The sequence below is a fragment of the Candidatus Thiodiazotropha sp. AKAK3 genome (genome assembly GCF_058244645.1).
This window is the reverse complement of sequence record NZ_JBSYOQ010000070.1, coordinates 26368-50152: the sequence shown is the minus strand read 5'-3', so window position 1 is coordinate 50152 and position 23785 is coordinate 26368. Positions and strand designations below refer to the sequence as shown.

The 23785-nt window shown below is 48.2% G+C and carries 18 protein-coding genes; 12 read left to right on the top strand and 6 right to left on the bottom strand.

Translation table 11 applies throughout. The annotated features are described in order from the left end of the window. Window positions 1–232 precede the first annotated feature (232 nt). Both AC4IE7_RS18485 and AC4IE7_RS18480 read left to right on the top strand, forming a co-directional pair. Complete coding sequence (locus AC4IE7_RS18485) at window positions 233–682, top strand: Rsd/AlgQ family anti-sigma factor (RefSeq protein ID WP_490778341.1); 450 nt, start codon at window positions 233–235, stop codon at window positions 680–682. A gap of 677 nt (window positions 683–1359) precedes the next feature. After that, window positions 1360–3792: a nucleotidyl cyclase domain-containing protein gene (locus AC4IE7_RS18480; protein WP_490778340.1), complete on the top strand. Its 2433-nt coding sequence runs from the start codon at window positions 1360–1362 to the stop codon at window positions 3790–3792. On the opposite strand, the gene AC4IE7_RS18475 is transcribed toward AC4IE7_RS18480, so the two are convergent. Then, on the bottom strand, window positions 3781–5751 hold the full coding sequence (locus AC4IE7_RS18475) for a transglycosylase SLT domain-containing protein (protein ID WP_490778339.1): 1971 nt from the start codon (window positions 5749–5751) through the stop codon (window positions 3781–3783). The two genes, AC4IE7_RS18480 and AC4IE7_RS18475, sit on opposite strands and share 12 nt — an antisense overlap. A gap of 307 nt (window positions 5752–6058) precedes the next feature. Continuing rightward, entirely contained in the window at window positions 6059–7315 is a 1257-nt protein-coding gene (glcF, locus tag AC4IE7_RS18470) for a glycolate oxidase subunit GlcF (protein WP_490778338.1), read from the bottom strand. Window positions 7316–7456: 141 nt separating this feature from the next. Between glcF and AC4IE7_RS18465 the strand changes: the two genes are divergently transcribed. Both AC4IE7_RS18465 and AC4IE7_RS18460 read left to right on the top strand, forming a co-directional pair. Further along, window positions 7457–7903 (top strand): PaaI family thioesterase, encoded by a 447-nt coding sequence (locus AC4IE7_RS18465; RefSeq protein ID WP_490778337.1) that lies wholly within the window; start codon window positions 7457–7459, stop codon window positions 7901–7903. A gap of 192 nt (window positions 7904–8095) precedes the next feature. After that, window positions 8096–8530, top strand: coding sequence for a tetratricopeptide repeat protein (locus AC4IE7_RS18460; protein ID WP_490778336.1), 435 nt, complete (start codon window positions 8096–8098; stop codon window positions 8528–8530). A 50-nt stretch (window positions 8531–8580) separates the two neighbouring features. Here AC4IE7_RS18460 and AC4IE7_RS18455 read toward each other — a convergent pair whose 3' ends face one another. Continuing rightward, window positions 8581–10416 carry a cyclic-di-GMP receptor FimW-related protein gene (locus AC4IE7_RS18455; RefSeq protein ID WP_490778335.1) on the bottom strand — a complete coding sequence of 612 codons (1836 nt, stop codon included), beginning with the start codon at window positions 10414–10416 and terminating at the stop codon, window positions 8581–8583. Window positions 10417–11085: 669 nt separating this feature from the next. Here AC4IE7_RS18455 and AC4IE7_RS18450 point away from each other — a divergent pair. The 4 genes from AC4IE7_RS18450 to AC4IE7_RS18435 all read left to right on the top strand — a co-directional run bounded on the left by AC4IE7_RS18450 (window position 11086) and on the right by AC4IE7_RS18435 (window position 16317). Next, on the top strand, window positions 11086–11208 hold the full coding sequence (locus tag AC4IE7_RS18450; RefSeq protein WP_490778334.1) for a hypothetical protein: 123 nt from the start codon (window positions 11086–11088) through the stop codon (window positions 11206–11208). Next, window positions 11205–11867, top strand: a complete 663-nt coding sequence (locus AC4IE7_RS18445; protein ID WP_490778333.1) for a glutathione S-transferase family protein — start codon at window positions 11205–11207, stop codon at window positions 11865–11867. Before AC4IE7_RS18450 ends, AC4IE7_RS18445 begins: the two co-directional genes overlap by 4 nt. A gap of 149 nt (window positions 11868–12016) precedes the next feature. Next, a complete protein-coding gene (locus AC4IE7_RS18440) occupies window positions 12017–13468 on the top strand; it encodes a protein adenylyltransferase SelO (RefSeq protein ID WP_490778332.1) in 1452 nt (483 codons plus the stop codon). A 254-nt stretch (window positions 13469–13722) separates the two neighbouring features. Further along, window positions 13723–16317 (top strand): autotransporter domain-containing protein, encoded by a 2595-nt coding sequence (locus AC4IE7_RS18435; protein WP_490778331.1) that lies wholly within the window; start codon window positions 13723–13725, stop codon window positions 16315–16317. Window positions 16318–17052: 735 nt separating this feature from the next. Here the strand turns inward: AC4IE7_RS18435 and AC4IE7_RS18430 are convergent. Next, window positions 17053–17682, bottom strand: a complete 630-nt coding sequence (locus AC4IE7_RS18430) for a thiol:disulfide interchange protein DsbA/DsbL (RefSeq protein ID WP_490778330.1) — start codon at window positions 17680–17682, stop codon at window positions 17053–17055. A gap of 144 nt (window positions 17683–17826) precedes the next feature. On the opposite strand from AC4IE7_RS18430, the gene AC4IE7_RS18425 reads away from it, so the two are divergent. Together AC4IE7_RS18425 and AC4IE7_RS18420 are read left to right on the top strand one after the other, a co-directional pair. After that, window positions 17827–18087 carry a hypothetical protein gene (locus AC4IE7_RS18425; protein WP_490778329.1) on the top strand — a complete coding sequence of 87 codons (261 nt, stop codon included), beginning with the start codon at window positions 17827–17829 and terminating at the stop codon, window positions 18085–18087. Then, a complete protein-coding gene (locus AC4IE7_RS18420) occupies window positions 18059–18391 on the top strand; it encodes an SET domain-containing protein (RefSeq protein ID WP_490778328.1) in 333 nt (110 codons plus the stop codon). Before AC4IE7_RS18425 ends, AC4IE7_RS18420 begins: the two co-directional genes overlap by 29 nt. Window positions 18392–18435: 44 nt before the next feature. Here the strand turns inward: AC4IE7_RS18420 and AC4IE7_RS18415 are convergent, their stop codons facing one another. Beyond that, a complete protein-coding gene (locus tag AC4IE7_RS18415; RefSeq protein WP_490778327.1) occupies window positions 18436–20187 on the bottom strand; it encodes a BatD family protein in 1752 nt (583 codons plus the stop codon). A 280-nt stretch (window positions 20188–20467) separates the two neighbouring features. Between AC4IE7_RS18415 and recJ the strand changes: the two genes are divergently transcribed. Together recJ and yjgA are read left to right on the top strand one after the other, a co-directional pair. Continuing rightward, the gene (recJ, locus tag AC4IE7_RS18410; RefSeq protein WP_490778326.1) at window positions 20468–22201 is read left to right on the top strand and encodes a single-stranded-DNA-specific exonuclease RecJ; all 1734 of its coding nucleotides are present in this window, start codon (window positions 20468–20470) and stop codon (window positions 22199–22201) included. Further along, the gene (gene yjgA, locus AC4IE7_RS18405) at window positions 22132–22692 is read left to right on the top strand and encodes a ribosome biogenesis factor YjgA (RefSeq protein ID WP_490778375.1); all 561 of its coding nucleotides are present in this window, start codon (window positions 22132–22134) and stop codon (window positions 22690–22692) included. The genes recJ and yjgA overlap by 70 nt, the downstream gene beginning before the upstream one ends. Before the next feature lie 55 nt (window positions 22693–22747). Here the strand turns inward: yjgA and gluQRS are convergent, their stop codons facing one another. After that, window positions 22748–23632: a tRNA glutamyl-Q(34) synthetase GluQRS gene (gene gluQRS, locus AC4IE7_RS18400; RefSeq protein ID WP_490778325.1), complete on the bottom strand. Its 885-nt coding sequence runs from the start codon at window positions 23630–23632 to the stop codon at window positions 22748–22750. Window positions 23633–23785: the final 153 nt, after the last annotated feature.

Sequence of the window (23785 nt, the reverse complement as noted above, 5' to 3'; positions counted from 1 at the left end):
ACGGCGGCTGAGAGTAAACTATTTGCTCATCGGGTTAATCTTGGCAATATATCCCTAATAGATAAAAATGCGTGATATTATCGGCATTTGCTATACAATTGGCGACACAGACTAATGTGTGGTTCTGTATTCCTAATCCGCATTAGTCAACCGCTGCTGAAAGCATGGTTTTCAGTTTGTTGTGCAGCACGGATTAAATGAAAATATATAAGTACCGTTACGGAGGGTCTTGATGAGTTCTCAAGGGGGAGTAGTTGAAGAGCGTAGAACAGTCACTCGAGATTTGATTGACAAACTCTTGAAAGAGAGACAAGAGGTGTTGGTTCTGTTTTGTGAGGTCGCTGGTCTTGAGCCCTATCATCGCTCGAGTTCACTCGATCAGCAGTTGCAGACATTTTGTCAGGTTTTGATTGACTACACTGCTTTTGGCCATTTTGAGGTTTTTGGCTATGTGAGCAATGGAAATGAAAGACGTAGTGGTGTGCTAAAGGTCGCTGAGGATATATATCCTGAATTCGTCAAGGCAAGTGAAGTCGCAGTTAACTTCAATGATCGCTATGATCTATCTGACCATGAGCTTCAGTTGGATCATTTGGCTGAAGATCTGTCTCAACTGGGTGAAGAGTTAGCAGTAAGAATAGAACTGGAAGATCAACTGCTTGCAACAATGCTTGATCGCTAAATTTCATCTTACCTGCGTTATCGATTATTCGATGATGAGCGAAGATTTCATGCCAATCCAAAATGGGTGTCAGAATATGCATGGCGTGGCCTCTGCTTTATTGTTTCGTCCTACCCGTTTATCTCACTCTTGATTTCAGCTCAAAAGTCAGTGTCACTGCCCTTAATCAACACTCGCGCTGTTTCTGAAAGTTACCGAATTTACGCTAAGAGCCAGAGAGATTTTTCACAAAATCATGTGGCGTTAATGGGGTCACCCAGTGTGTGAGCATAAATACCATTAATTGATGTGGCACACTATTCCCTTACGACAGATATCAGTGGTTAACTACGATCAGGTGTTGCTGGATTTGGCACTATGGTTCTCTTGATAAGGGGGCATGACTTGTTGGCAGGCCCTAAATCAATGACTGTTAGTGCTTTCGGGGTTTAGGGTGAGCGGTTTAATTGATCGATGTACAAAAAACAAACTTCGATCACATTTTTATTCGGATGTGAATGAATCTCACTTAGTAATGTTTAATTCTTGACTGCCATCATCTAGACTCAAATGGTGTAACTAGCTGAGTTTCATAAGAGTTTTAATTATGATGCGGTGTTTTGATTCAGCGGTTTCTTAGCTATCCTTATTTTGAAAGATTAGGATGAGTACTAGACAGGTCAGTGATAGAAAACGAAATGGGGAATAGAGCAATATTGGCAACTCAAACGGATGTCGGAGAGTTCCTGGCGCCGCTTCGTCGATGTCCATCTTGGCGGGTGAGCCTGGAGCAGTTTCAGATCGGGATTGATAATCGCCATATCGATGTGGCGATCAGTCATCAATTCCGTGCTTCCCTATTATCTGTGGTGGAGCGTATTGTTCAGGAGGACCTGGCTAAACATGGTTGGGCAAACTTAGCTCAACCCACTTCAGGCAGTGATATCGAGGCCTTTAAATCGAACTATCGTAGCATCGTGCAAGGTGCCCTTGAGCAGATACACGCTAACGCGGCAGTTAAAGAGCTTCTGCAAATGCTGCATTTGGTTCTACTGAAGCTAATGCTTAATGCACCTATGGCCAGTTTAGCCAAGCTGCGCAGTAAGTTACAGCAGGATGCAGAGTCAACCACGGGTATGCATAGTGGTAAATCCATGGAGATGCATGAGCGTATTGTAGCCTTGGCACGCCTTGAGCCGGGAATTCGTTATCGCACCTTGTGCCGACTTTTTAAAATTGTACAGCGCCTGGAATCAAAAGAGTTGCGCAAGATGCGCAAATCTGTGGTGGGCAGCTCCTGGGTAGTCTCCAAACGAATTTTATTCAACCCCTTATTACACCTGCCTGACCTGACCAGTGAAGAGTATTTCATAAATCACTATCCACTAATCTGTGTGGATCGTGAGGGAGATAATATCTTCGATCTGACCAACCATTTTGTCACCGAGGTCTATGCTGAATTCCTTCCTGAGTGGGCCAAGCAGCGTGAAACTACTGAGAAAAATAGAGCATCAGCGAGCGAGACTACTCAGTTTCAGATAACTCAGCGTGAACTTCACAGTGGCTTTTCAGAGTTTCTTGAAGGACAGAGATTATTGGAGCGGAATCTTTCGGAGCAAGAGTTTAAAGAAATGTTTGTCAGCTGGCTGGACGATCCGAGAAATGTGGATCTACTTCTACAGAGGCCAGCTGATGCTAAAGGTGGTTGGTTTACTCGTAGCCAAGATAAGCAGCGAAAGAGTCTTTGGAAAAACCCTGAATATGACAAAATACAGCAGCGGTTGCAGACGAATCTGCTCAAACACTTTGATCGATCGGGGATTACCCATCGAGCAATCGCCGCATATCGTACACCCAGACTCTACCGGCAGTTAAGTGGTCAGGTTTCCAGTCGGGATATCTATCACTATCTGATAGATGTATTGCCAAAGAGAGCCCTGTCCAAGAAACTCGCAACAACTGAAGATAAGGGGGTTGCGGTAATCAAAGCACTTGATGTGGTACATGGCTATGTGCGCCGTATGCCTGCCGCCAAACAGCAAGGTTATGCGATTCGCTATCTCAAGGATTTTTTATCTTTTCGTCGTGATCTGAAGCTGGCTTACTATACCTACCAGCAGATGAATCGTTTGAAGATTTTACAGGATGGCGAAAGTATACAGCTATCACGGGATAACGGCAGTCTATATGAGTTTAGACTCAGTCAAGATACAGATGTACAAGAGAAAAAGATCAAGGCTCATGTGGTTCTGAAAGCGGATGTCAGAGGCTCTACTGAAATCACACGCCAGCTTGTGGAGAAGCGACTTAATCCAGCTACCCATTTCAGTATGAATTTTTTTGGACCGATCACCAAACTACTTGATCGTTTTGGCGCGAAGAAGGTGTTTGTCGAAGGTGATGCGCTTATTCTCACAGTTTTGGAAACAGGAGCTATGACGACTCAGGCGATGACCGTTGCCAACGCCTGTGGATTGGCGCGGAAAATTCTACTAGTCATGGAAGCTCAGAATAGTCAGAACAGAGCCCATAATCTACCAAAACTGGAGTTGGGGTTGGGGATCTCTTTTAGTGATGATTCACCAGCTTATCTATACGATGAGCAACGCAAAATCATGATCTCTCCAGCAATCAATGAGGCTGACAGGCTTTCATCATGCTCATCTGAGTTGCGTCATGATACAAGCTGGCGTAAGAGCCTGAGGCATCGTGTTGAGGTGTTTACTGATGACAGTGGAGATGAGTCAAAAGGGGCTCGTCGTTTGCGATTCAATGTGAATGGCATCGAGCTTGCTCAGCCTGCCTTTAAAAAACTCAAATCTGAAATGGTGCTGCATAAGCTGAAGGTGAGTAGCCACTCTGGTTACACAGATAATTACCATGTCGGTCGCTTTGTCGATCGGAGAGGTAGCGCGCACTGGCTTGTGATTAGAGAGGCCATCATAAAAACCTGGAAGAGAGATGACCAGACTCAACGTGTAGAGCAGTCAGAAGAGTGCTTCTACGAAGTTGTGACTGACCCTGAGTTGGTTGGCAAGGTGAAAAACAGGCTCAATGCCAAGCGTCCACAAGCTCAGGATGATTTTCAGGAGAGAGATGAATTACCACTCAGTCTGGAATCAGACACCTGAAAATGTATGCCTCGCCTCTATCGGCGCTAACCACTTTTTCGGTACAACCCTAGATGGGACGCCGAGGCGATAGTTGTAGATCACTGTATAGGAGAGTACCCGCTTCAGATACTCTCGGGTTTCGTGAAAGGGAATAGTCTCGATCCAGATATCAGTGGCCTGAGGTTGGTCGGGTAACCAGCTTTTCACCCGTGATGGCCCTGCATTATAGGCCGCTGTTGCCAAGACAGGGTTCTCCTGTAATTGTCGATAGATTTTATTCAGATAACCGGTTCCAAGTCTGATATTAACATCTGGCTGAAACAGGTCATCCAGATGTAGAGGTGAATGCTTTAGTTCCCTGGCAACCTGTTTGGCGGTTTTTGGCATCAATTGCATTAACCCTCTCGCCCCTGCTGAAGATTTGGCATCGCTGATGAATGCGCTCTCCTGACGAAGAATGGCATATACCCATGCCCGGTCTATACCGTGTCCCTGAGCCTGTCCGGTAATGGTTTTATGATGAGCCAGAGGGAAGCGTAATTCCAGGTCGTTCCACTGGCGTAGTTTTGCCAGGGTGATAATACTCTGTGAGGGCCAGTTCCAGAGTTGTGCAAGACGTGCTGCTGCCTTCAGTTCACCAGGTTTGGCCTTGTACAGAGCCAGATTCCATTCGCGACGTGCAGGCAACAGTCGGTTTAAAACATGCAGTTCGCGCGCCCTCTGTAACCCTGGTTTGAGAGCCACCTGATCTGTTAGTACTTGATCAGTTTGTAAAGCAATATGATCTAGTTTGGGCGGAATACCAAGTTGATTGGCAGCCATGAAGCCATAGTAACTGCGCTCTTGTGCGAGGTTCGATAGTATTGGTTTTGCCTCATCCACACGGTCGAGTTTTATCAAAGCCCGTGCTCGCCAGTATTGCCACTGACCCAACTGTTTTTTATCAGCGGGTAGAGTCTCTGTAACTTGCAGTACCCAGCCCCAATCCTTTACTTGCAGAGCAGTCTGTAGTTCCCTTTCTGAAAGCCCGCTGTCAAGTTTGAGATGCTCAGGCAATAATTTATTTAATAACTGACTCAGTTTTTTGTCGGGCTCTCTTGCTAATCCACCTGCGAGTGCGTAAACCGCCTTTTGTTGCTGCTTCTTGGAAAATATATCAAGAGCATGAAAATTTTCCCAAGCATTGAATGCTGCCTCTATGTCACGCCAGGCCAGCTTTCTGATCGCCTGAATTACCATTTCATCCACATAGGGATGGTCAATTTTTGCCAGCTGTTCAACCTTCTGAGGACGTTTGTAGAGTTTTAACCAAAGCGCAGCGATCTTCTGCTGATCTTGACTAAGATGGCGTTTCAGATAGCTGGCAAGTTTAATCTGGCGTTGTGACATGGCCAGGTTTATTCTCTGCCATACCAACTGTTCAGAAAGATGTCCGGCTGCTATCCAGCTTTTAAATACGGGATCACAGACCTTGGGGCGTGATCTGCCACTTAACCAAATTTCAGGGACTTTAGGATAGGCCTTTGCAGATTGGCCGGTTTTAATCATGGCATGCAGTCGCTGGCATTGTTGTCTGATGCTGCCGCCTTCTGATGAGAATTGCAGATAAGTTTTCCATAGTTTGTGTTTTGCCAGAAAACCGAGCCACTGACTCTCCAATCGTTTTTGCAGTGGTGTGCCTTCAAGGCGTTTTAATCGATTACTGATACTTTGCACCGATTGCTGTTCGATGCTGGTCAGGGTCTCCTGGTAATCCAGATAAACCAAAAGTGGATAATCTGACAACTGCTCCCGTAACTGCTGATAAGCCAGAAAATCCTTATTTACAAGAGCCCTTTCAGCAGCCAGGAAATCCTTACGCTGGGATTCTAAGCGCTGTTCATCTGAGATGGTCTCAGTAGCCCCTCTACCGAGGGTGGCGAAGCTGAGTAAAAAGCCGATTAGCAGTGTTTTGGTAAAAACAGGCTTCAAGGTCATTTATGTCATCCACTGTTTGTTTAGATGAAGGAAGTTACCTCGCTTTCAGCAGCTTGGGTTTCCCATTGGTGCTTGCAACCTTGCTGTTGTAGTTATTATTAGGTTTTAAGGCGTAAAGCCTGTCAGGCAAACACTCATTCATACTACATGGTTGTACGCGAGTATAAGCAGAAATAGTAGCAGTTGGTAATACTTAAATTGTAAAAACTTCCGCATTTATGGAAGTAAATAAGATCTTCGCGTCACAGGGGGGTTATCGGCCGAATTGAGATCGCCTTTAGTTGGTCAGTTTATACGTTACACCAAACTAGGTTTTCGATGATGATAGGGTTTTGATGCGATCAGGAGTTAACAATTCAATCCAATGCACGACCGGAATGTCGGTAGGTGTCATTTTGGCTATGTGGCTGAGACAACCGATATTGGCGGTGGCGATTAACTCAGGTTCCCCCTTCAGCAGGGCCTCAGTTTTGCGTGCTCCCAGTTGAGCTGAGAGTTGGGGCTGCAGGATTGAATAGGTGCCTGCTGAGCCACAGCAAAGATGAGGCTCTTCTACTGCCGTCAGGGTGTATCCGATGTTGCTCAGTAGCGACTCAACTACACCACTCAATTTTTGGCCATGTTGTAGTGTGCATGATGAATGAAATGCAATCCGGGGATGTCGTTCCATTTCACAAATCAATGGCTTAATGTCCTCCTGATTAATAACCTCAGCGATATCCTTGCAACGACTAACAAGCTCTCTCGCCTTGGCGGCATAGTCTGGGTCGTCAGCAAGCAGTTGATCATAGGTTTTGACCATCTGCGCACAACCGCTGGCAGTAATAATCAGTAGTTCAGCCTGCTGTTGCAGCAGTGGCAGCCACAGGTCGATGTTTCGTCTGGCAGCTTGGCGTGAAGCCGTGTGGTCGTCAAGATGGTGTTCAACAGCGCCGCAGCAACCTGCCTGGGGTGTGCGAATCAGCGAAATGCCGAGACGATCCAAAACTTGCGCTGTCGCTAGGTTGATACCAGGTGCCAGTGAGGGTTGAACACAGCCATCCAGAATCAGCATCTTTCTGGGATGCTCTTGCGAGGGCCAGTCGTTTTCACTGAGCTGCTCTTTTTGTGGAATAGCTCGGCCAATGGCAGCGGGTAAAAATGGCTTGAAGATCCTCCCCAGACCTAGCAGAGAGGCGAACAGGCTGCGATTCGGAAGTGTCTTGCGTAATAGCCAGCGTAGAGACTTGTCTGTTAGCGTACGGGATTGGTGATCATGCAGATGCTGACGGCCGATTTCAAGTAATCGGCCATAGTCAACACCGGAAGGGCAGGTTGTTTCACAGGCTCGACACAACAAACACCGATCCAGATGCTGTTGTACTGCCGCGGTTGGCGCTGCACCTTCAAGTAACTGTTTAACTTGATATATTCTGCCCCTAGGTCCGTCCAGCTCATTGCCGAGTAACTGATAGGTTGGACAGGTCGCAGTGCAAAATCCACAGTGTACACAGTTGCGCAGAATAGCTTCCGCTTCGCGGCCGCTTTCAGATGCTAGAATGTCGGAAGTTAGTTGAGTCTGCATAATTTAGAGTGTCTATTGTGAAGTCTATTCAAAGGAAAACCAAGATATTCCCTAAGAACCTGAAGGGAGTTGCCATGACTTGGGATGGTATAAGGTCAAAGCGTGAGGCTGAGTATGTCTGAAGCCCCCCAAGAGACAAGTGTGACGAATAGATTAGAGCTCTTTCCTCCATTTAAAAGTATGGGTGTTGAGCTGCTGGAGATAACTGATGATTGGAGCCTGGTACGATTGCTGCTGCCACTCAATCGGCACAATATGAACCCTGGGGGGAGTATGTTCGGAGGCAGTATTGCGGCACTTGCTGATCCGGTAGCCGCTTTAGCCTGCCACAATCGCTTTCCGGATTTTACGGTTTGGACTCGCACACTCAATGTTGATTTTCGCAAGCCTGGCATGAGTGATTTGGAGCTCCGCTTTAATTTTCCCGAAAAAACTGCTGCAGATGTTGTCTATCAACTGCAAAAGAGAGGGAGAGCTACGCCAGCTTTTGAATTTGGCATCTATGATGCGAGTAATGATTTGGCCGCATGGGTGGACAATACAGTAGCGATTCGCCCCGGAAATGAAAGTAATAACAAAATGGTGTGACTCTGTGGAGAGTATCTGCCTGGCATCACGCCATGGCGGCTTTAAAACAGTTTCTGTAACTATGCCAGGAAAGGTGATACAACCATCGAAGCTATTTTCTTTAAAATCAGTAATCTGCTAATAGAATGGAGCGGTCAACTGATTTTTTTAGGTTTAACAGGCCCCAGTAGAGTAATAAACTGAGAGAGTGATATGACAGATTCAAGCGGTGAAATGAATTTTGAGTTAAGTAGTGCAATAGCGGCTTTTGAAGGTAAGAATTTTTCACGCGCCGCCACTCTGCTCTCCCCCTTGGCTGAAGATGGAAGTGTCGAAGCCCAGTATCGAATGGCCATTATGTCTCAAGGTGGTCTGGGAATCTCAAAAAACGAGCTTATGGCATACAAATATATGAAGTCAGCCGCTGAGGCTGGCCATGGTATGGCACAACATGGGCTTGGATTTATGTACCTGGAAGGTGAGTGTGTTGAACAAAACCTGACAAAGGCGGTTGAATGGTTCAAGAAGGCTGCCGAACAGGGTTTGGCCGGTTCTCAAACTACACTGGCAATGTTATATGAAGAGGGGAGGGGAGTGGAAAAAGACCCTGAAGAGGCTAAACGCTGGTATAAGTTGGCCGGATTCTAATAGCCTCTTCGACAGCAGCTTTTAGACTCTTCTGAGTCGCGTTAGTATGATCAGATCAATGTGGACCAGAGACTCTCAAAATCTGAATCATCATCTAAATCGTCCTGATCGTCTTTGTTGGTAGCAGAGGCATTCTCATCCAGATGAACAAATTGAAATTGAGAAATGGAACCACTCGACTCCAGTAGTCGGGTGAGTTTGATTTCCTGGGTATTTTCACCATCATTTATCAATAGTGTCTTGCCTACGCTAAATGGGTAAGAGGGGGAAATTAAACTGGTGGGTTGACCAGAAGTACCAACCTCGGGCAATAGCAGACACTTTTCCATCTGAGTCGATTTTTGATCTGTGATTTTTGCTGATACCGCCATCGCATTTGGCGCAATCATCTGTATGCCGACCAGCATTGAGTTCGATTCACCGCTGCGCATCCAGCGCACCATACCAACGCCGAACTGGGCTGCTGACATGGCCGATTGAACCCCAATCAACTCGCCGACCTGAATCTTGGGAATGTCACGTCCACGCCAATCCAGGCAGTAGCCGCCAGCACTCTCATTAATCGTGGTGAACAGACACGTGGCGCTATTCACTTGCTGATCTTTGTCGTCTTGCCAGATCTCAACCTTTGGTTCACTATTTATTTCGCCAATATCTGTGGTGTTGGGCCCAAACTCCTCAAAATTGCCTCGGCGTGGGTTGTATGAGGCGATATCCATAGGTTGCAGGGAAAACCTCGACTCAACATGCATCTCATTACCATGGGCAAATTGTGCATCAATCCAGGTAGCTTCATTCTCCTCTTCTTCCTCACTTAGAGAGGAGCTTGTATCGCCCAGGTTGATCAATTCATGGACAGAACGCAGGCCAACAGCAATACGAAGCTCAAAATTGAGTTTTGTGCGTACAAAGGCGCGTTTCTGGGCTTTTGACCAGAGCATGATGAGCTGCCGTACAACCACTTTGTCCAGGTCGCTGATACCCTGGAGGGATTGCTTGGCATCTTCTGATTCGGTGAAATGCTCTCGCATCAGCAGCAGAAGTTGAGAGGCCTCCAGAATCAGCAGGTATTTCGTTTCTGCGTCATGGGCTCTGCCCTCATGGCTGGGTGCCAGATCAGTATCCTGCCGAATGGTGATCGAGCTCTCTTCAGGTGCCTCATCAAAACCGTAGAGCGTGGTATAGCGGCTCCAGTTCACCAGAGTATCGAAGATCTTTAGATTCTCCTTCTGTCTCATCTTATAGGGAGAGGCGAGAGAGAAAAGCAGACAGCGTGTGTAATTCTGGTCAATTGTGGTCTGATTATTCGATGATTCCATCGGGTCACTGACTGAATTTGAACCTATATCATACCGCTTGGCCAGTCGGTGTAAGACATGCAACTCATGCCAGGTACGTTTGGGGTAAGGGTCATAGACAATTACCGAGAGCAGTATGACTTTAGCTAAATAGGTAATACAGCGGTGTATGGCCTGAGCGAGAAGTGCTCGGTCAATTCCTCCTTGCTGATTGGTCAGGAGGTCGACAATAACTGCCTTGTAGGCGGTCGCCATTCCACTGTGGAGTTCTCTGTTCAGATTAGCGATTTTGTGTGATTTTTCGCTAAGAGGAAAACGCGTGCCCAGATAGTGTTTATTGAGATTAGTGGCCACATAATCCAGTGGTTCACGGAAACCTTCAATGCTCAGCAGTCTCTGTTTTGCTGGAAGGGATGTTCGGTTGAAGGCGCGCAATGTTTGAAATATCTGGCGTGAAGTTTCACCAACATTGGCCATAGGCAACTCTTTGGCCCAGGCTGTGACTTTTTTGTCACTCAGGTAAAAAGGCTCTCCAGACGGGGATGACTGCTCTGGTATTCTTAAGCCGATTGGATTGGGTGTAGCCATATTTATTGCGCCGCCGAATTAACTGTTACTCTATATATAAGATTAGACTAGCCACATTTTCCAATTGATTCACTGATTTGGCGCAATCGCAAGGTTATGCGAGCCCTCAATCCAGTTGGACATCGGAATCTATCCAATACGCGTACACAGCAGTGATATGCACTGGTTTAACGTGTTGAGATCTCCGTGGGAGTGTGCCTGCGGGATGGTATCTGCGTATACCTTGGTCATCCATGAGCCAGAAATCCATTAATTCATCTTGTCAAAAAATACAGATTTTGTGAACGTTTGTAAATAACCTTGTATTTTTTGCGTAAAACACATTCCATATTGTGACTGCTTCCTTGGTGATTTGGTGTAACTAATTGATATCTATATAATTAATTGTGTAATAGGGTTCGATCTTTTACAAATATAAGCCCTGTATTTAAGGATTGCAACAGATCCTTAAATTCCCGAAATTAAACAGTGATCTTTATTCTGTCCCTTGTGTTGATCTCTTTAGCTTTAGCTGCTGATAATACTCATAGATTCACCTCAGTGTTTACCCTTACCCAGAATGGAGTCTGGAGCGAGTCAGTCAGAGACCTATTCTGCTGCAGAAAGTCATCGATTTGGTCGCCGGGCCAATAGTATGGTGTGATGGTCCAAGGAGTCTCTGAAAAGCTTATGGATCAACATCTTTCAGCCATAGTGGGCTGCTTCCGTGCCTTGATCAAGGGCACGCTTAAAGCCCTGAAGACGACCTATTCAGTTGCCGGGTTAATAACACTACAGGATTCAGGTAAATGAGTTTAAAAATAAAACTGGTAAGCTTTGCGTTGTGCCCGTTTGTTCAGCGGTCGGTTATCCTTCTACGCGAGAAGCAGGTCGTGTTTGAGTTGGAATATATAGATCTGGATCAGCCACCTGAGTGGTTTTTACGACTTTCACCCACTGGAAAAGTCCCGTTACTGCTGGTAGATGACGCTGTATTGTTCGAGTCATCTGTGATCCTGGACTTTCTTGATGAACGTTTTCCTCCAAGGTTTCACCCTGCCGATATTCTGAAACGGGCGCAGCACAAGTCATGGATTGAGTATGGCTCGACTCTGTTGATGGGCATGTATGGCATGGCAATGGCGACTGACCGTGAGACTTTCATTGAGAAAAAGGCTTCACTCGAGAGGGATATAGAGCGTTTGGCTGAACCACTAGAGTCTGGATTGTTTGGTGAAGAGGGTGTTTTTAGTCTGGTTGATGCAGCAATTGCACCGCTTTTTATGCGCCTCCACTACCACAAGGAATTTCACCAGGAAGGGGAGGTGCAGATGCCTGCTTCCGTATCACAATGGGCTGCAAGACTGCTCAACCGACCCTCAGTTCAAGCCTCGGTTGTTGATGATTTTGCAGATCGCTATGGAGCCTTTCTTGTTGAAAAAAAGAGCTGGTTGCTGATGCAGTCCGGGTAAGACGCTTTCGATTAATCATGGATCGATTGTGTGAAATGGCATGAAGGTTCGGATAAGGCGAAAAGGGCACATCATAAGGCAGCTATTGCATCGCTATCCCATTTATCCTGTATGGATGTTGAGCGCTAACCCTATGTTAAATTTATACTATGGAATTCTCTAACAGCTATACAACGCTTGGCACTGCTTTTTTTAAAAGTGTTCCGCCAGAGCCGGTAAAAGATCCTAAACTTTTTCTATGGAACAGTCGGCTGGCTGAAGAGTTGCAGCTGGGTGAAACCGGGGAACTACCCTCTGAAGAGCTGATTGATGCACTATCCGGTAACACGCTTCTACCAGGTTCAGAACCAGTGGCACTTGCCTATGCAGGCCACCAATTCGGAAACTTTGTTCCTCAGCTGGGAGATGGCAGAGCGCATCTGCTAGGAGAGATAGTTGATCAGTCAGGTGAGCGGCGAGATGTTCAGCTCAAAGGTTCTGGTCCAACGCCATTTTCAAGAAGCGGTGATGGTCGTTATGCGTTAGGGCCTGCTATCCGAGAGTTCGTTATGGGTGAAGCCATACATGCACTGGGAATTCCTACAACCCGTAGTTTAGCTGTGACCACTACCGGTGAAATTGTTTTTCGTGAAACAGCTCAAAAAGGTGCAGTGCTTACCCGTATTGCAGCGAGTCACCTGCGTGTTGGCAGCTTCGAATATTTTGCAGCCAGACAAAACCTCCAGGCCCTCGAGCAGCTGTGTGATTACGCAATCCTTCGTCACTATCCTGAACTACAGGAGCATGGCGAGGAGCGATTCCTATTACTCCTCGAGAAGGTCATGAAGCGCCAGATAGATCTTGTGGTTGAATGGATGCGGGTGGGATTTATTCATGGTGTTATGAATACTGATAACACAGCAATATCCGGTGAAACCATCGATTATGGTCCTTGCGCCATGATGGGCACTTATGACCCGAATACGGTTTTCAGCTCGATTGACAGACAGGGACGATATGCTTTTGCTAATCAACCCTCGATAGCACAGTGGAATATGGCGCGATTTGCTGAATCACTATTGCCGTTGATCGATAATGATGAAAAAAATGCAATCGATAAGGCTGGTGCTTGCCTGGAGACCTTTTCAGCGCTATTCAAGGATCGTTATCATCAGATGATGGCCAGAAAAATTGGCATCAGTCAGACCAGTTCCTCAGATCAACTACTGATATCCAGCCTCTTGGATAAGCTGAAAAGTGGGCGTCTCGATTACACCGACAGCTTTCATAGATTGACCCTTTCTTTCACTTCCCCGGTAGTGGAACGGGCGCTACAGGGTGAACTGACTGACTGGTATGACGATTGGCGTGCACGCCTGCAGCAACAGCCCGTAGATATCGATCCTGAAGTGGTTATGAAGGGGGCCAACCCGGTTGTCATCCCCAGAAATCGACATATGGAGCAGGTTATTCAATCCTGTACCCAGCAAGGTGACGCCAGCGCTGCTGAAGACTTTCTTGATGTCTTGCTTTCACCCTATCAGCTGACTGAAAAGACCCGCTCCTACCAGAAATCTTCAGCAGATGAGGATCTGGGCTATCGAACCTTTTGCGGTACCTGAATGTCTGCTACTGAAGTTTTGCTAACCCCAACTTGCATCCATTCAGATTCAGTATAGTGATTGTCACAATCAGCGCTATGCTGTAAAACTGCCTCTAAAAAGCCAATCAATATAAATAATAATTACTACCTTGATGGCTTGAGGAGTCTCTTGACTCATTTCATGAATTGATCATGTGCTCCTTGATCTGAATTTCCTGAGCACTATTACGACATGCATGCGGTAGTCCAAAATTACCTTAAGGCGGTTTCCTCATGAAAGAACAATCTCTCTATCCCTTTGAGAAAAAGCTACGTTTTTCTGTATTGACTGCTGCCCTGTTTACAGGGGCAACATTTATCATGCCTGGTGCAAAAGCCGCAACAGGTGTGCCTGACATCTACACCATTGATTCCAGTGACAGTTCTGAGACTATTGTGGTAACGGTCAATGATCGTCTGGAAATCGCTTCACAGGAAGCGATCAACGCCATCAGTATCGTATCGATCAGTAATCTCTCCGATCCGAATGCTGGTTCGGTGCAGATTGATCCGGACGATGCTTTTTCAATCAATGTTTTTCCCACTAACGGATATTCCGGCAGTGTTACCTTCACGTATCGGGTGCAGGATATTAGAGGCATCAGCAGTGAAACACCGGTAGTGCTGAATATTGTTTCAACTACTTCCACTCTGGAGGCGGTAAATGATCACTATATAACCGGTGGTAGTGCAATCAATCTATTCCCCTCAGAGAACGATATCCATCCAAGCAGCGGCTATAGTGTTGAAATCCTTACTCAACCAAATCAAGGGGCACTCTCTACAACAGATATCACCGGCCTCTATCTCTACACACCACCAGCAGATATCGATGGGACTACTTCAGTCAGTTTCGACTATCGCCTGGTGGGTGATAGCGGCGCAGTCAGCACAGCTGCGACCGTCTCGATTCAACTGGATGCTTCACTCGATCCAATAGCCAACGCTGGAATCGACGAGGCCCAGAGCAGCCTGGCCAGTGTGATGCAGGTGGCCTGCGACGCCAACTCGGCAGGTATTGTATCGCAGACAGATGAGGCCCTGGCGGCAACTTGTACCGCTTTGTCATCACTCAGTGGTTCAGAGCTTGATAGTGCATTGGAAATGGTGCTGCTGCGACAGGTTGGTGCCCAAGCCAGCTCAATGAAGGGGGTGGCTGCAAATCAGATCAAAAATGTTGGCGCCCGTCTTCAGGAGATTCGCTCGGGTGTGCCTGGTGTCAGTTTAGTTGGGCTGAGGGCTATCCTGAATGATAAACACCTCAATTTGGGGCAGTTACTAACTGACGTTCAGAGAGGCGGCAACGCAGGTGATTCTGAGGGGCCGGCAAGACTGGGTGGTTTTATTACCGGTACCCTTAACATTGGCGAGGGGGAGTCTCGTAACAGAGAGAACAGTTTCGATATTGACAACCAGGAGTTGCTGGCGGGGCTGGACTACCGCTTTAACAAGGATCTGGTTATGGGTAGTGCTTTGGGTTACACCACCTCTGAGACCAGAGAGGACGGTGGTGATACCGGGCTTGATGTTGATGGCTGGAATCTATCGCTCTACGGCAACTACTATCCCGCCCGTAACTGGTATGTGGACTGGTTACTGGGGTATGGAGAGTCCTCCATTGATACCAGCCGATCCATCGATATCGGTGCGGTTACCACCAAAGCGAAGGGGGATACCGATGCTGATCACCTGAGCGCGGTGATCGGCACGGGATACAGCTACGTTCATCAGGCTTGGACACTCGATACTTATACAAACCTTGAATATCGTTCAAGCACTGTGGATGCCTATCGGGAAAGAAACGATGCCGGCCTGGATATGAATATCTATAAGACCTCAACTGATGTGTTGAGCGGGCGTCTTGGTGTTCGTGCCAGTAATGCGATCAGCTTCAGCTTTGGTGTTCTGGTTCCACAATTCGAGCTAGAGCTGGTAAAAGACTTCAAAAACGAAGCGCCGGAAATCGAAGCTGAGTTCGCCTTGGTGCCGGAAGCCGGAACCTTCACACTCACCAATGAAGATCCTGACGACAGCTATGTTAATACCGGTATATCTGTTACCGGCGTATTCAAGAATGGGGTGACCGGATTTTTCCGCTACAGCACAATGCTGGCCAGGGACGATATTAATCTGGATACCTGGCAACTTGGTGCACGCATGGAGTTTGGTGGACCATCAGAAGATATACATCTGCTTCAAAGTCGTGAGAATCAAAGCGTAGCCGCAGGTCTGTTCATGGGAACAACCGGGGTCGGTCTGGCATTGACTGTGCCGGTGAGAAACGAAAGCCTGAATTTCCGTACCGTCATGGCGACCATGCCTTACGATACGGAAGAGAAGCTGGACGACATTGAATACGACATTGATCTGGACATGTTTTCCATTGGCGCACTGCTGGATTGGCACCCGATGGAGAACGGTTTCAGAGTGAGCGGTGGACTCTTTTCACTGCAGCCTGATATCACAGCCACAGCGACGCCTACCGAGGCGGTGGAAATTGGTAACACCACCTTTTCACCTGACCAGGTGGGTACTCTGAAAGCTGAGGTGGATTACAGTCGTAATTTTGCACCCTACGTAGGTATAGGCTGGGGTAATGCGGTGAAACCCGGTTCGAAATTCAGTTTCAGTGTTGATTTCGGTATATTGTTTACCGATAACCCGACTGTGTCGATCGAAGCGGATAGTGCATTGGCAGACTCCAATCCGGTGTTAAAGGCGCAACTGGAATCAGAAATTGCCGTAGAAGAGAACCGGATCAACAGTGATGATCTGGATGATTTCAGGTACTGGCCGGTTGTTAACTTCGGGGTCTCCTATCACTTCTAGTGGGCCGCTCCATTCTAATAGCAGGTTCCTGATTTTTTAGGTTCAAGGATGAGAGTGTTATTTAGCGGCCGCTGACGATTGAATCAAGATCAACACTGATGCCCTGCTATTGGTGGGAATCGAATACCTTTTGGTGGGGCATGGCCCCACCCTACCGCTAGATGACACTTCAGGTTATTGGATCTCTTTGAGGGCAATGGTGGGGCATGGCCCCACCCTACGGTTTTGTTTTACCGTGGAGTGATATGTCAATTGTTTTCACTACTATCCCAAGGGCTTCCTCTGCTTCAAGAGGATGAAATAGACAAACTTTATGATCAAGGTAGGGTGGGGCCATGCCCCACCAAATAGCGATAGAGGCTCGCTCAAGTGGGTGGATGGGATAGAACTTGAATGACTGGAGAGCCAGCTTTATTCTGTTTTTCACCTTACCTGGTGGGGCATGGCCCCACCCTACCGCTAGATGACACTTCAGGTTATTGGATCTCTTTGAGGGCAATGGTAGGGCATGGCCCCACCCTACCGCTGGATGCTACTTCAGGTTATTGAATCTCTTTGAGAGCAAGGGTGGGGCCATGCCCCGCCCGCGATACTCGCTTTGTGTAGATCCAATGCATGATGTCTATTCAGGGTGCAAAACCTGTTTATCCAAGACTCCCTTTAAGCAGGGAGTAGTGATAATCCAGCTTACGTTCAAACCCTGGCCTGCAAAGTAGTAATTTGCAGAGCCGAGGGTCAAGGTGTTTTCTTGCCGTTCTCTTCAGCGACCAACTGGCTGACGATCTCAAACATTTTGCTGTAGGTGCCAGCCCGGCTTCCGCTGGTAAGATACTTGCCGTTGATAGCCACGGCTGGCACGCCATCGAGCTGATATCGTTGACCAAGCTTCTTGGCATTCTGTACCTTGACGTAGACGCCGAACGAATTCCAGGCTTCAGTAAACTTCTCTTTATCCACGCCCTGCTCAACAGCGAAGTCGATGAGTGCATTTTTGTCGAAGATTTTCCGCTTCTTATCGTGAATGGCGGAGAATAGTGGTGTATGCAGCTTGTCAATCAAACCGAGAATTTCAGCGGTATAGTAGAATTGTGCGTGGGGGGTCCAGCGACTGTTGAGTGGTGCGGGAACACGAAGAAACTCGACATTTTCTGGTTTGTTCTTGAGCCACTCATCCAAATCGGGTTCCATGTGGTAGCAGTGGGGGCAGCCATACCAAAAGAATTCAAGGACTTCCACCTTACCTTCGGGGGTGGATGTAGCCACAGGCGGGTCGACAGGATCCCATCCCTCGCCCCAATCTGCGGCAAAAGCAGAGTGTGCGGTCACAAGCAGTAGTAGTATTATTAGTCTATTTATTAAGGGCATAATCTGTCCTTCAGTATGTTGTCACGTTGTGTAGGGTTAAATCCTATTGAATTCCGTTAGAAATTTGAATAGCAGTATGGTTCCCGGTACGGTATGACGAATTGGTTAAATCCAGGTTGAAATATCCTGTGCAGGTTGTGATTCATGGGAAATAAACAGATAGATCAATATGTCGAGATACTGTGCCAGAAGGGTTGCAGATCAGTCCGTGAAGACATTCAATTGTTGGAACAAGGGGTGATCTTACCTGAATTGGAGGCATTGGACGACCTGTCCAGGCAGAAGGTTCTCAAAGAATTGCGTGCCATTATGGCTGTCTATGGAGACAGCTGTCCGGTTGAGTACCCTTCAGACATCAAATCAAGTGGTTTAAAGCATGGCGAACAAGAAAATAAGACTAGGTAATATTGTCTACAAGGCTCCCTCTGATATACATGGTACCGGGCTGTTTGCCAAGGTCTCGATCCCCAAGGGAGATTACATTGGAACCTACGAAGGGCCGACCGCGAAGCGGGATGGTACCTATGTACTTTGGGTCTTCGAAGATGAGAAAAAGCCGATCGGACGCAGCGGCAGGAATCTACTTCGCTACCTGAACCATCAGGATGAGGGTAATGCCGAATTTGATGGTTTTGATCTTTTTGCCTTAAGTGATATTGAACCCGATGATGAGATTACCTTTGATTATGGTGGCTGGGAGGAGGAGTAACACCTCAATACTGCCGATATCAGCGGTCAACTGATTTTTTAGGGTTATGGGTTGAGGGGAACCAGCATGCTCTCCTCATTGGTTGAGCGCCTGGGGCTTTCTGAGCTGCTCTCCTCGATGAGTTGTGCCACCGGGTAGTCCGACCAGCCTGATTCCAGGGTTGGGCTGTATAGGGCGCGCTCAAGGGCGTCTACCGCCGAGGCGATTTGCAGATTACAGCGTTTCGCGAGTCGGGTCAGATTGTTGGGTGGATTGTCAGGCCAGGTGAGTTGGGCCCAGGCCAACCAGGCGCTACGAGCGCTGACGGTATCCTGCTCCTGATATGCACTGGTCAATCGTATTACTACCTCTTTCAGTTCATCCTGGCGTCGATCTGTCTTTACAGGTTCGGCTTTGACTCTGGTCTCGACAGCTTTTTTACTTCGACTGCTTATCCACCAGGCAAGCATAGTTAGCAACCAGGCCAGCCCAAGCAGTGTCACTAGCCAGGGAAACTCAGGCTCTACTTTCGCAGGATCAGCCGGTGTCTGCGGAGGGGGATTCTCTTCGGCCGTACTCTCAGTCACTAAGTTATGGTTTTGTGTGTTGGCAGCAACCGATGGGTTGGGCATGAAACTGATCTCCCTGGCGGGAAGCCGGGCGACCTCCTGCTCTCTGGTTTCAGTGTTCCACCAGGGGATCTCCATGGCGGGAAGTGTGTAACTCCCCGCATCAGTCGCTATCAGGGTAAGGCTTTGCTGCATGGTGCTGCTGATTCCTGAGCGGCTTGCTTTGTCATTCAGATGGGGGCTTTCCGGATAGAGCTTGAGACCTGCAGGCACGGTCTGCTCCAGCGTCGGTAATTGGTTCGACAACATACCATCGGCAACAATCATCACATGTCGGGTAATTGGTTTGCCGGCGATCACCAATTCGTTTTCATCGATGCCACGTTCGACTATTTGCAGGTTTTTGGCAGGCAACCAGCGATCACCGGCAAAAGAGTCGGGAATCGGTAGGATCTCAAGAGAGAGACTGTTTGATTCGCTACGGATGAATTGGCCGCTCTGTTTTTGTGATGGGAATGAGTTGCTGAAAAGTGAGAGGAATGGGTCGATGTTTCCGCCAGATTGGCCACGGAATTTCGCTCCACTCAGGGTCAGTTTTCCTGATTGACGGGCAAACAGTGCATAGACCCGCTCTAAAACCCGATACTCGATACCATCTTTCTGACTGGCATAGCGATCCTCATGGATCAGGTTCATCTGTGTATCGTCAAAGGATGCTTCGGGAGGTTCCAGACTCTCTCCTCTAACCCCTGGTGCCTGGTAGAGTTTCAGGGTGAGAAGTATCTCCTCTTCGAGGTAGGCAGACTCCTTGTTGAGGCTCAATTCAATGCGCGCCAGCTTCTCCCTGTTGTGGGAGGTCTCCTGAGGTTGTTCAGTTACCTGCAGGGTCAGGGGCAGAGTGGTTTCATTGCCGATAGGGATCGCGGGTATTGATAGTGTTCCGGCACGTTTGGGCAGCAGAGAGAGTCTGAGAGATCGTTTCGCAGACATTTGACCGTTGATTACCGAAATACTCTGCTGACTGGATCGGCTTAGAATCTCAAAATCCTTCTCCAGCAGAGAGAGGTCAGGATTTAACTCCTGATCTCCTTTGATCTGCAGTGTCAGCTGAACCGGCTGATCCAGGCCCGTAGTCTGCTGGGAGAGAATCGCCTCAACATCCGCAAGCAAGTGAGAGGTGAAGAGGCTTAGGAAGAGTAGTAATAAGCTCCTCAGAAACAGGGTGTCGGTTTTTCTAAACTCTGGCATAGTCCTGGTATGATCTTAATTTGCTTCCACAGCACCGAATGGCACCACGAAAATAGATTTCCATCTCCCCGCGCAAACACGACCATGTCTCGCTGGGGGAGGTTTTTTTAGTCACCCCTTTAGAGGGGGGTGGCAAGCATAAGTTTCCGTGGGATTTTACAGATTTTTTTGATCTGAATCCTCTCTTCAAGATATACGCTGGGGTCTATTTGTCATAGCTATATGCGGACAGCTACCCTTGGATTTTTTTATACTACATTGAACCTAGTTTGAAGCCTTTGTGAAAATCAGACCGCGCGGCAATCCCAATTTAAATCATCAGTTTTCAGCGGAAGTTCATCCTGTGTTGCAGCGGATATATGGTGCCAGGGGCATTTCCCGGCAGGAAGAGCTTGAACTGACATTGTCGCAGCTTCTGCCGGTGAGCCAGTTGAAGGGGGTGGAAGCAGCTGCTCAGCTGCTGTTTGAGTCTATAGAGTCAGGTCGGTCGATAATGATCATCGGTGATTATGATGCCGATGGGGCGACCAGCACAGCGTTGTCGGTACTCGCTTTACGTGCCTTTGGTTGTAGAGCCGTATCTTACCTGGTGCCAAACAGGTTTGAATTCGGCTACGGATTGACTCCGGAAATCGTTGATCTGGCAGCTCAAAGTTCACCCGATTTGATCGTGACTGTTGATAATGGCATCTCCAGTCATGCCGGTGTCGAACGGGCGAGTGCACTGGGTATACCTGTGCTGATCACCGATCACCATCTTCCTGGCCAGGACCTGCCTGCCGCTGCGGTTATCGTCAATCCCAATCAAGCTGATGATTCCTTCCCCAGTGGGAATCTGGCTGGGGTCGGTGTGATCTTTTATGTCATGACGGCACTCTTTAACCATCTGAAATCGATAGAGTGGTTCCAGCAGCGCGATTTACCCATCCCCCAACCTGCTGACTGGCTTGATCTTGTAGCCCTGGGTACAGTCAGTGACCTGGTGCCCCTCGATCAAAACAACCGTATCCTGGTGTGGCAGGGTTTAAGGCGAATCAGGGCCGGCAGATGCAGGCCAGGTATCCTGGCAATGCTGGCAGTAGCGAAACGGTCTTATCAAAACGTGGTGGCGTCTGACATAGGCTTTGCCGTCGGTCCAAGGCTGAATGCCGCAGGTCGGCTGGACGATATGGGGTTGGGTATCGAATGCCTGTTGAGTGTTTCCTATGATGAGGCTCTGCCTTTAGCTCGTGAGCTGGATCAGCTCAATCACGCCAGGCGGGCTATTGAGCATGAGATGAAACAGCAGGCCGACAAAATCCTCAACAGCGAATTGCCCTTGATCGATGGTGTTTTATCGAATGGACTCTGTCTCTACGATAAGAGTTGGCATCAGGGTGTCATCGGTATTCTCGCTTCACGAATAAAGGAGCAGTATCATCGTCCAGTCATTGCTTTTGCAGAGGGTGGTGAAGGTATACTGAAAGGCTCCGGGCGTTCCATATCGGGTCTGCATATGCGAGATCTGCTTGAACGCATCGACACGCTTCATCCCGGTATGATCAAGCGTTTCGGTGGACACGCTATGGCAGCAGGGCTTAGCCTGGATGGAGCGTTATTCAGTGAATTTAAAGAGGCCTTTGAAGCTACCCTTGCTGAACAGCTGGATCCTGACTTGCTTGATGGGGTAGTACTGACCGATGGTGAACTTAAGCAACAGGAGTTGAACCTGAGCCTGGCCGAAACGCTTCGCGAGGCTGGCCCCTGGGGACAGGGGTTCCCCGAGCCGCTCTTTGAGGGGCAGTTTGCCTTGAAGCAACAGAGAGTGGTTGGTGATTCCCACCTGAAAATGGTGCTGGGAGATGATTCAGATGAGTGGTTAATCGATGCCATCGCATTCAATCAACCACCTCTGCCGGAAAAAACAGCCCAGGTTTTTCTGGCGTATAAGTTGGATGTGAATGAATTTCGTGGTCAAAGGACCGCGCAACTGATTGTGGAGAAGATAGAATCAAAACTCGAGACGACAACATAGAAGAGGATTGGGATGAGGGGCCCAGCAAGAGCGAAATAAAGCGGGAAATGCAGGCGCTGCAGAAGTTGGGTGAGCGTCTGACTGGCCTATCCACTTCCTATCTGGCAAGAATGACCTTGAGTGAGGATATGCTCTCTGCACTGGAAGAGGCGAAACGGATAAAATCTCATAACGCCATGCGCAGACACTACCGACGCCTGGGTAAACTACTGCAGCATGAAGATCTGACGTCAATTCAGCAGGTTATTGACGAACTGGATCAAAAACACCACTCATCGGTTGCCCGTTTCCACAATCTGGAACGCTGGCGGGATCGGCTAATCGAGGGTGATAGTGAGGTGTTTGGTGAATTTCTGGCAGAGTACCAAAACGCTGACCGACAACATCTTCGTCATCTGATCCATGCGGTAAAGCGTGAACAGGAACGGGGCGCTCCCCCTCAAGCCTACAGGAAGCTGTTCAAGTATCTCCGGGAAGTGTCTGGTATTTAGTCAGCTGGATCAAGATCACTGCGGCTGAAAGTAAACGATTTCATACCCTGGTCAATCAACCTGCCTTTGCTGAAATGGTGTCGCAACGCCACCTGGCAATCGACCATTGCCAGAGTTCATCCACAGTTGTTGGTCGTTCCGGCGGGATAGGCTGCTGCAAAAATTCAAGTGCCAACAGAAGCGAATCCATGGGACGTTTAGGATCAACAGGCGTATCTTGATCCTGCTTGCTGAGTTTTCGGCCAGAGCGATCAAGCACCAGGGGAAGGTGCATGTAGTCTGGTATGTTGAAGCCGAGCAAACGCTGCAGGTAGTGCTGTCTGGGGGTTGAGCTGAGCAGGTCTGCGCCACGCACCACATGAGTGATCTTTTGCATCGCGTCATCGACCACCACTGCGAGCTGGTAGGCGTGAAAGCCGTCAGCCCGTCGGATCACGAAATCCCCGATCTCTTGCGCAAGGTTCTGTGTATAGGATCCTCGCACCCTGTCATGAATGGTTATCTCCATCTCTTGGGTCAGTACGCGGATGCTGTTTTGTCTCTCCCTGTCGACAGCGCCTGAGCGGCACGTGCCGGGATAGATGGGGCCTTCTGCGCCGATCTCTGCCTCTGCCTGAATTGATTTTCGGGAACAGCTGCAGGGGTAAGCGAGTCCTAACGACAATAACCTGTCGACGATCTCAGCATAGTTGTCTGTGCGATGACTTTGATAGATAACCTCATCATCCCAATAGAAGCCGAAATCCTCCAAGCTGCTCAAGATAGCGGAAGCGGCCCCGGGAACTTCCCTTGTACGGTCGAGATCCTCGATTCTTACCAGCCAATCACCGTTCTGGTGTCGTGCATCCAGAAAGCTGCCGACTGCAGCAACCAGAGAGCCAAAGTGGAGGCTTCCTGTGGGCGAAGGGGCAAATCGACCTCGGTAAGCGGGAGTTGTCATTCCTCTTATCTCTGCAAAAAAGTACTATTCACAGTCATAATCCCCATTGGGTGAAATCACTGACGCTACATGAATTTGTGGAAAATCCATGTTCAACTCAAATGTGATCTATTTCCTGGGATTCAGAAAGCAAAAAACCGGCTTATGCCGGTT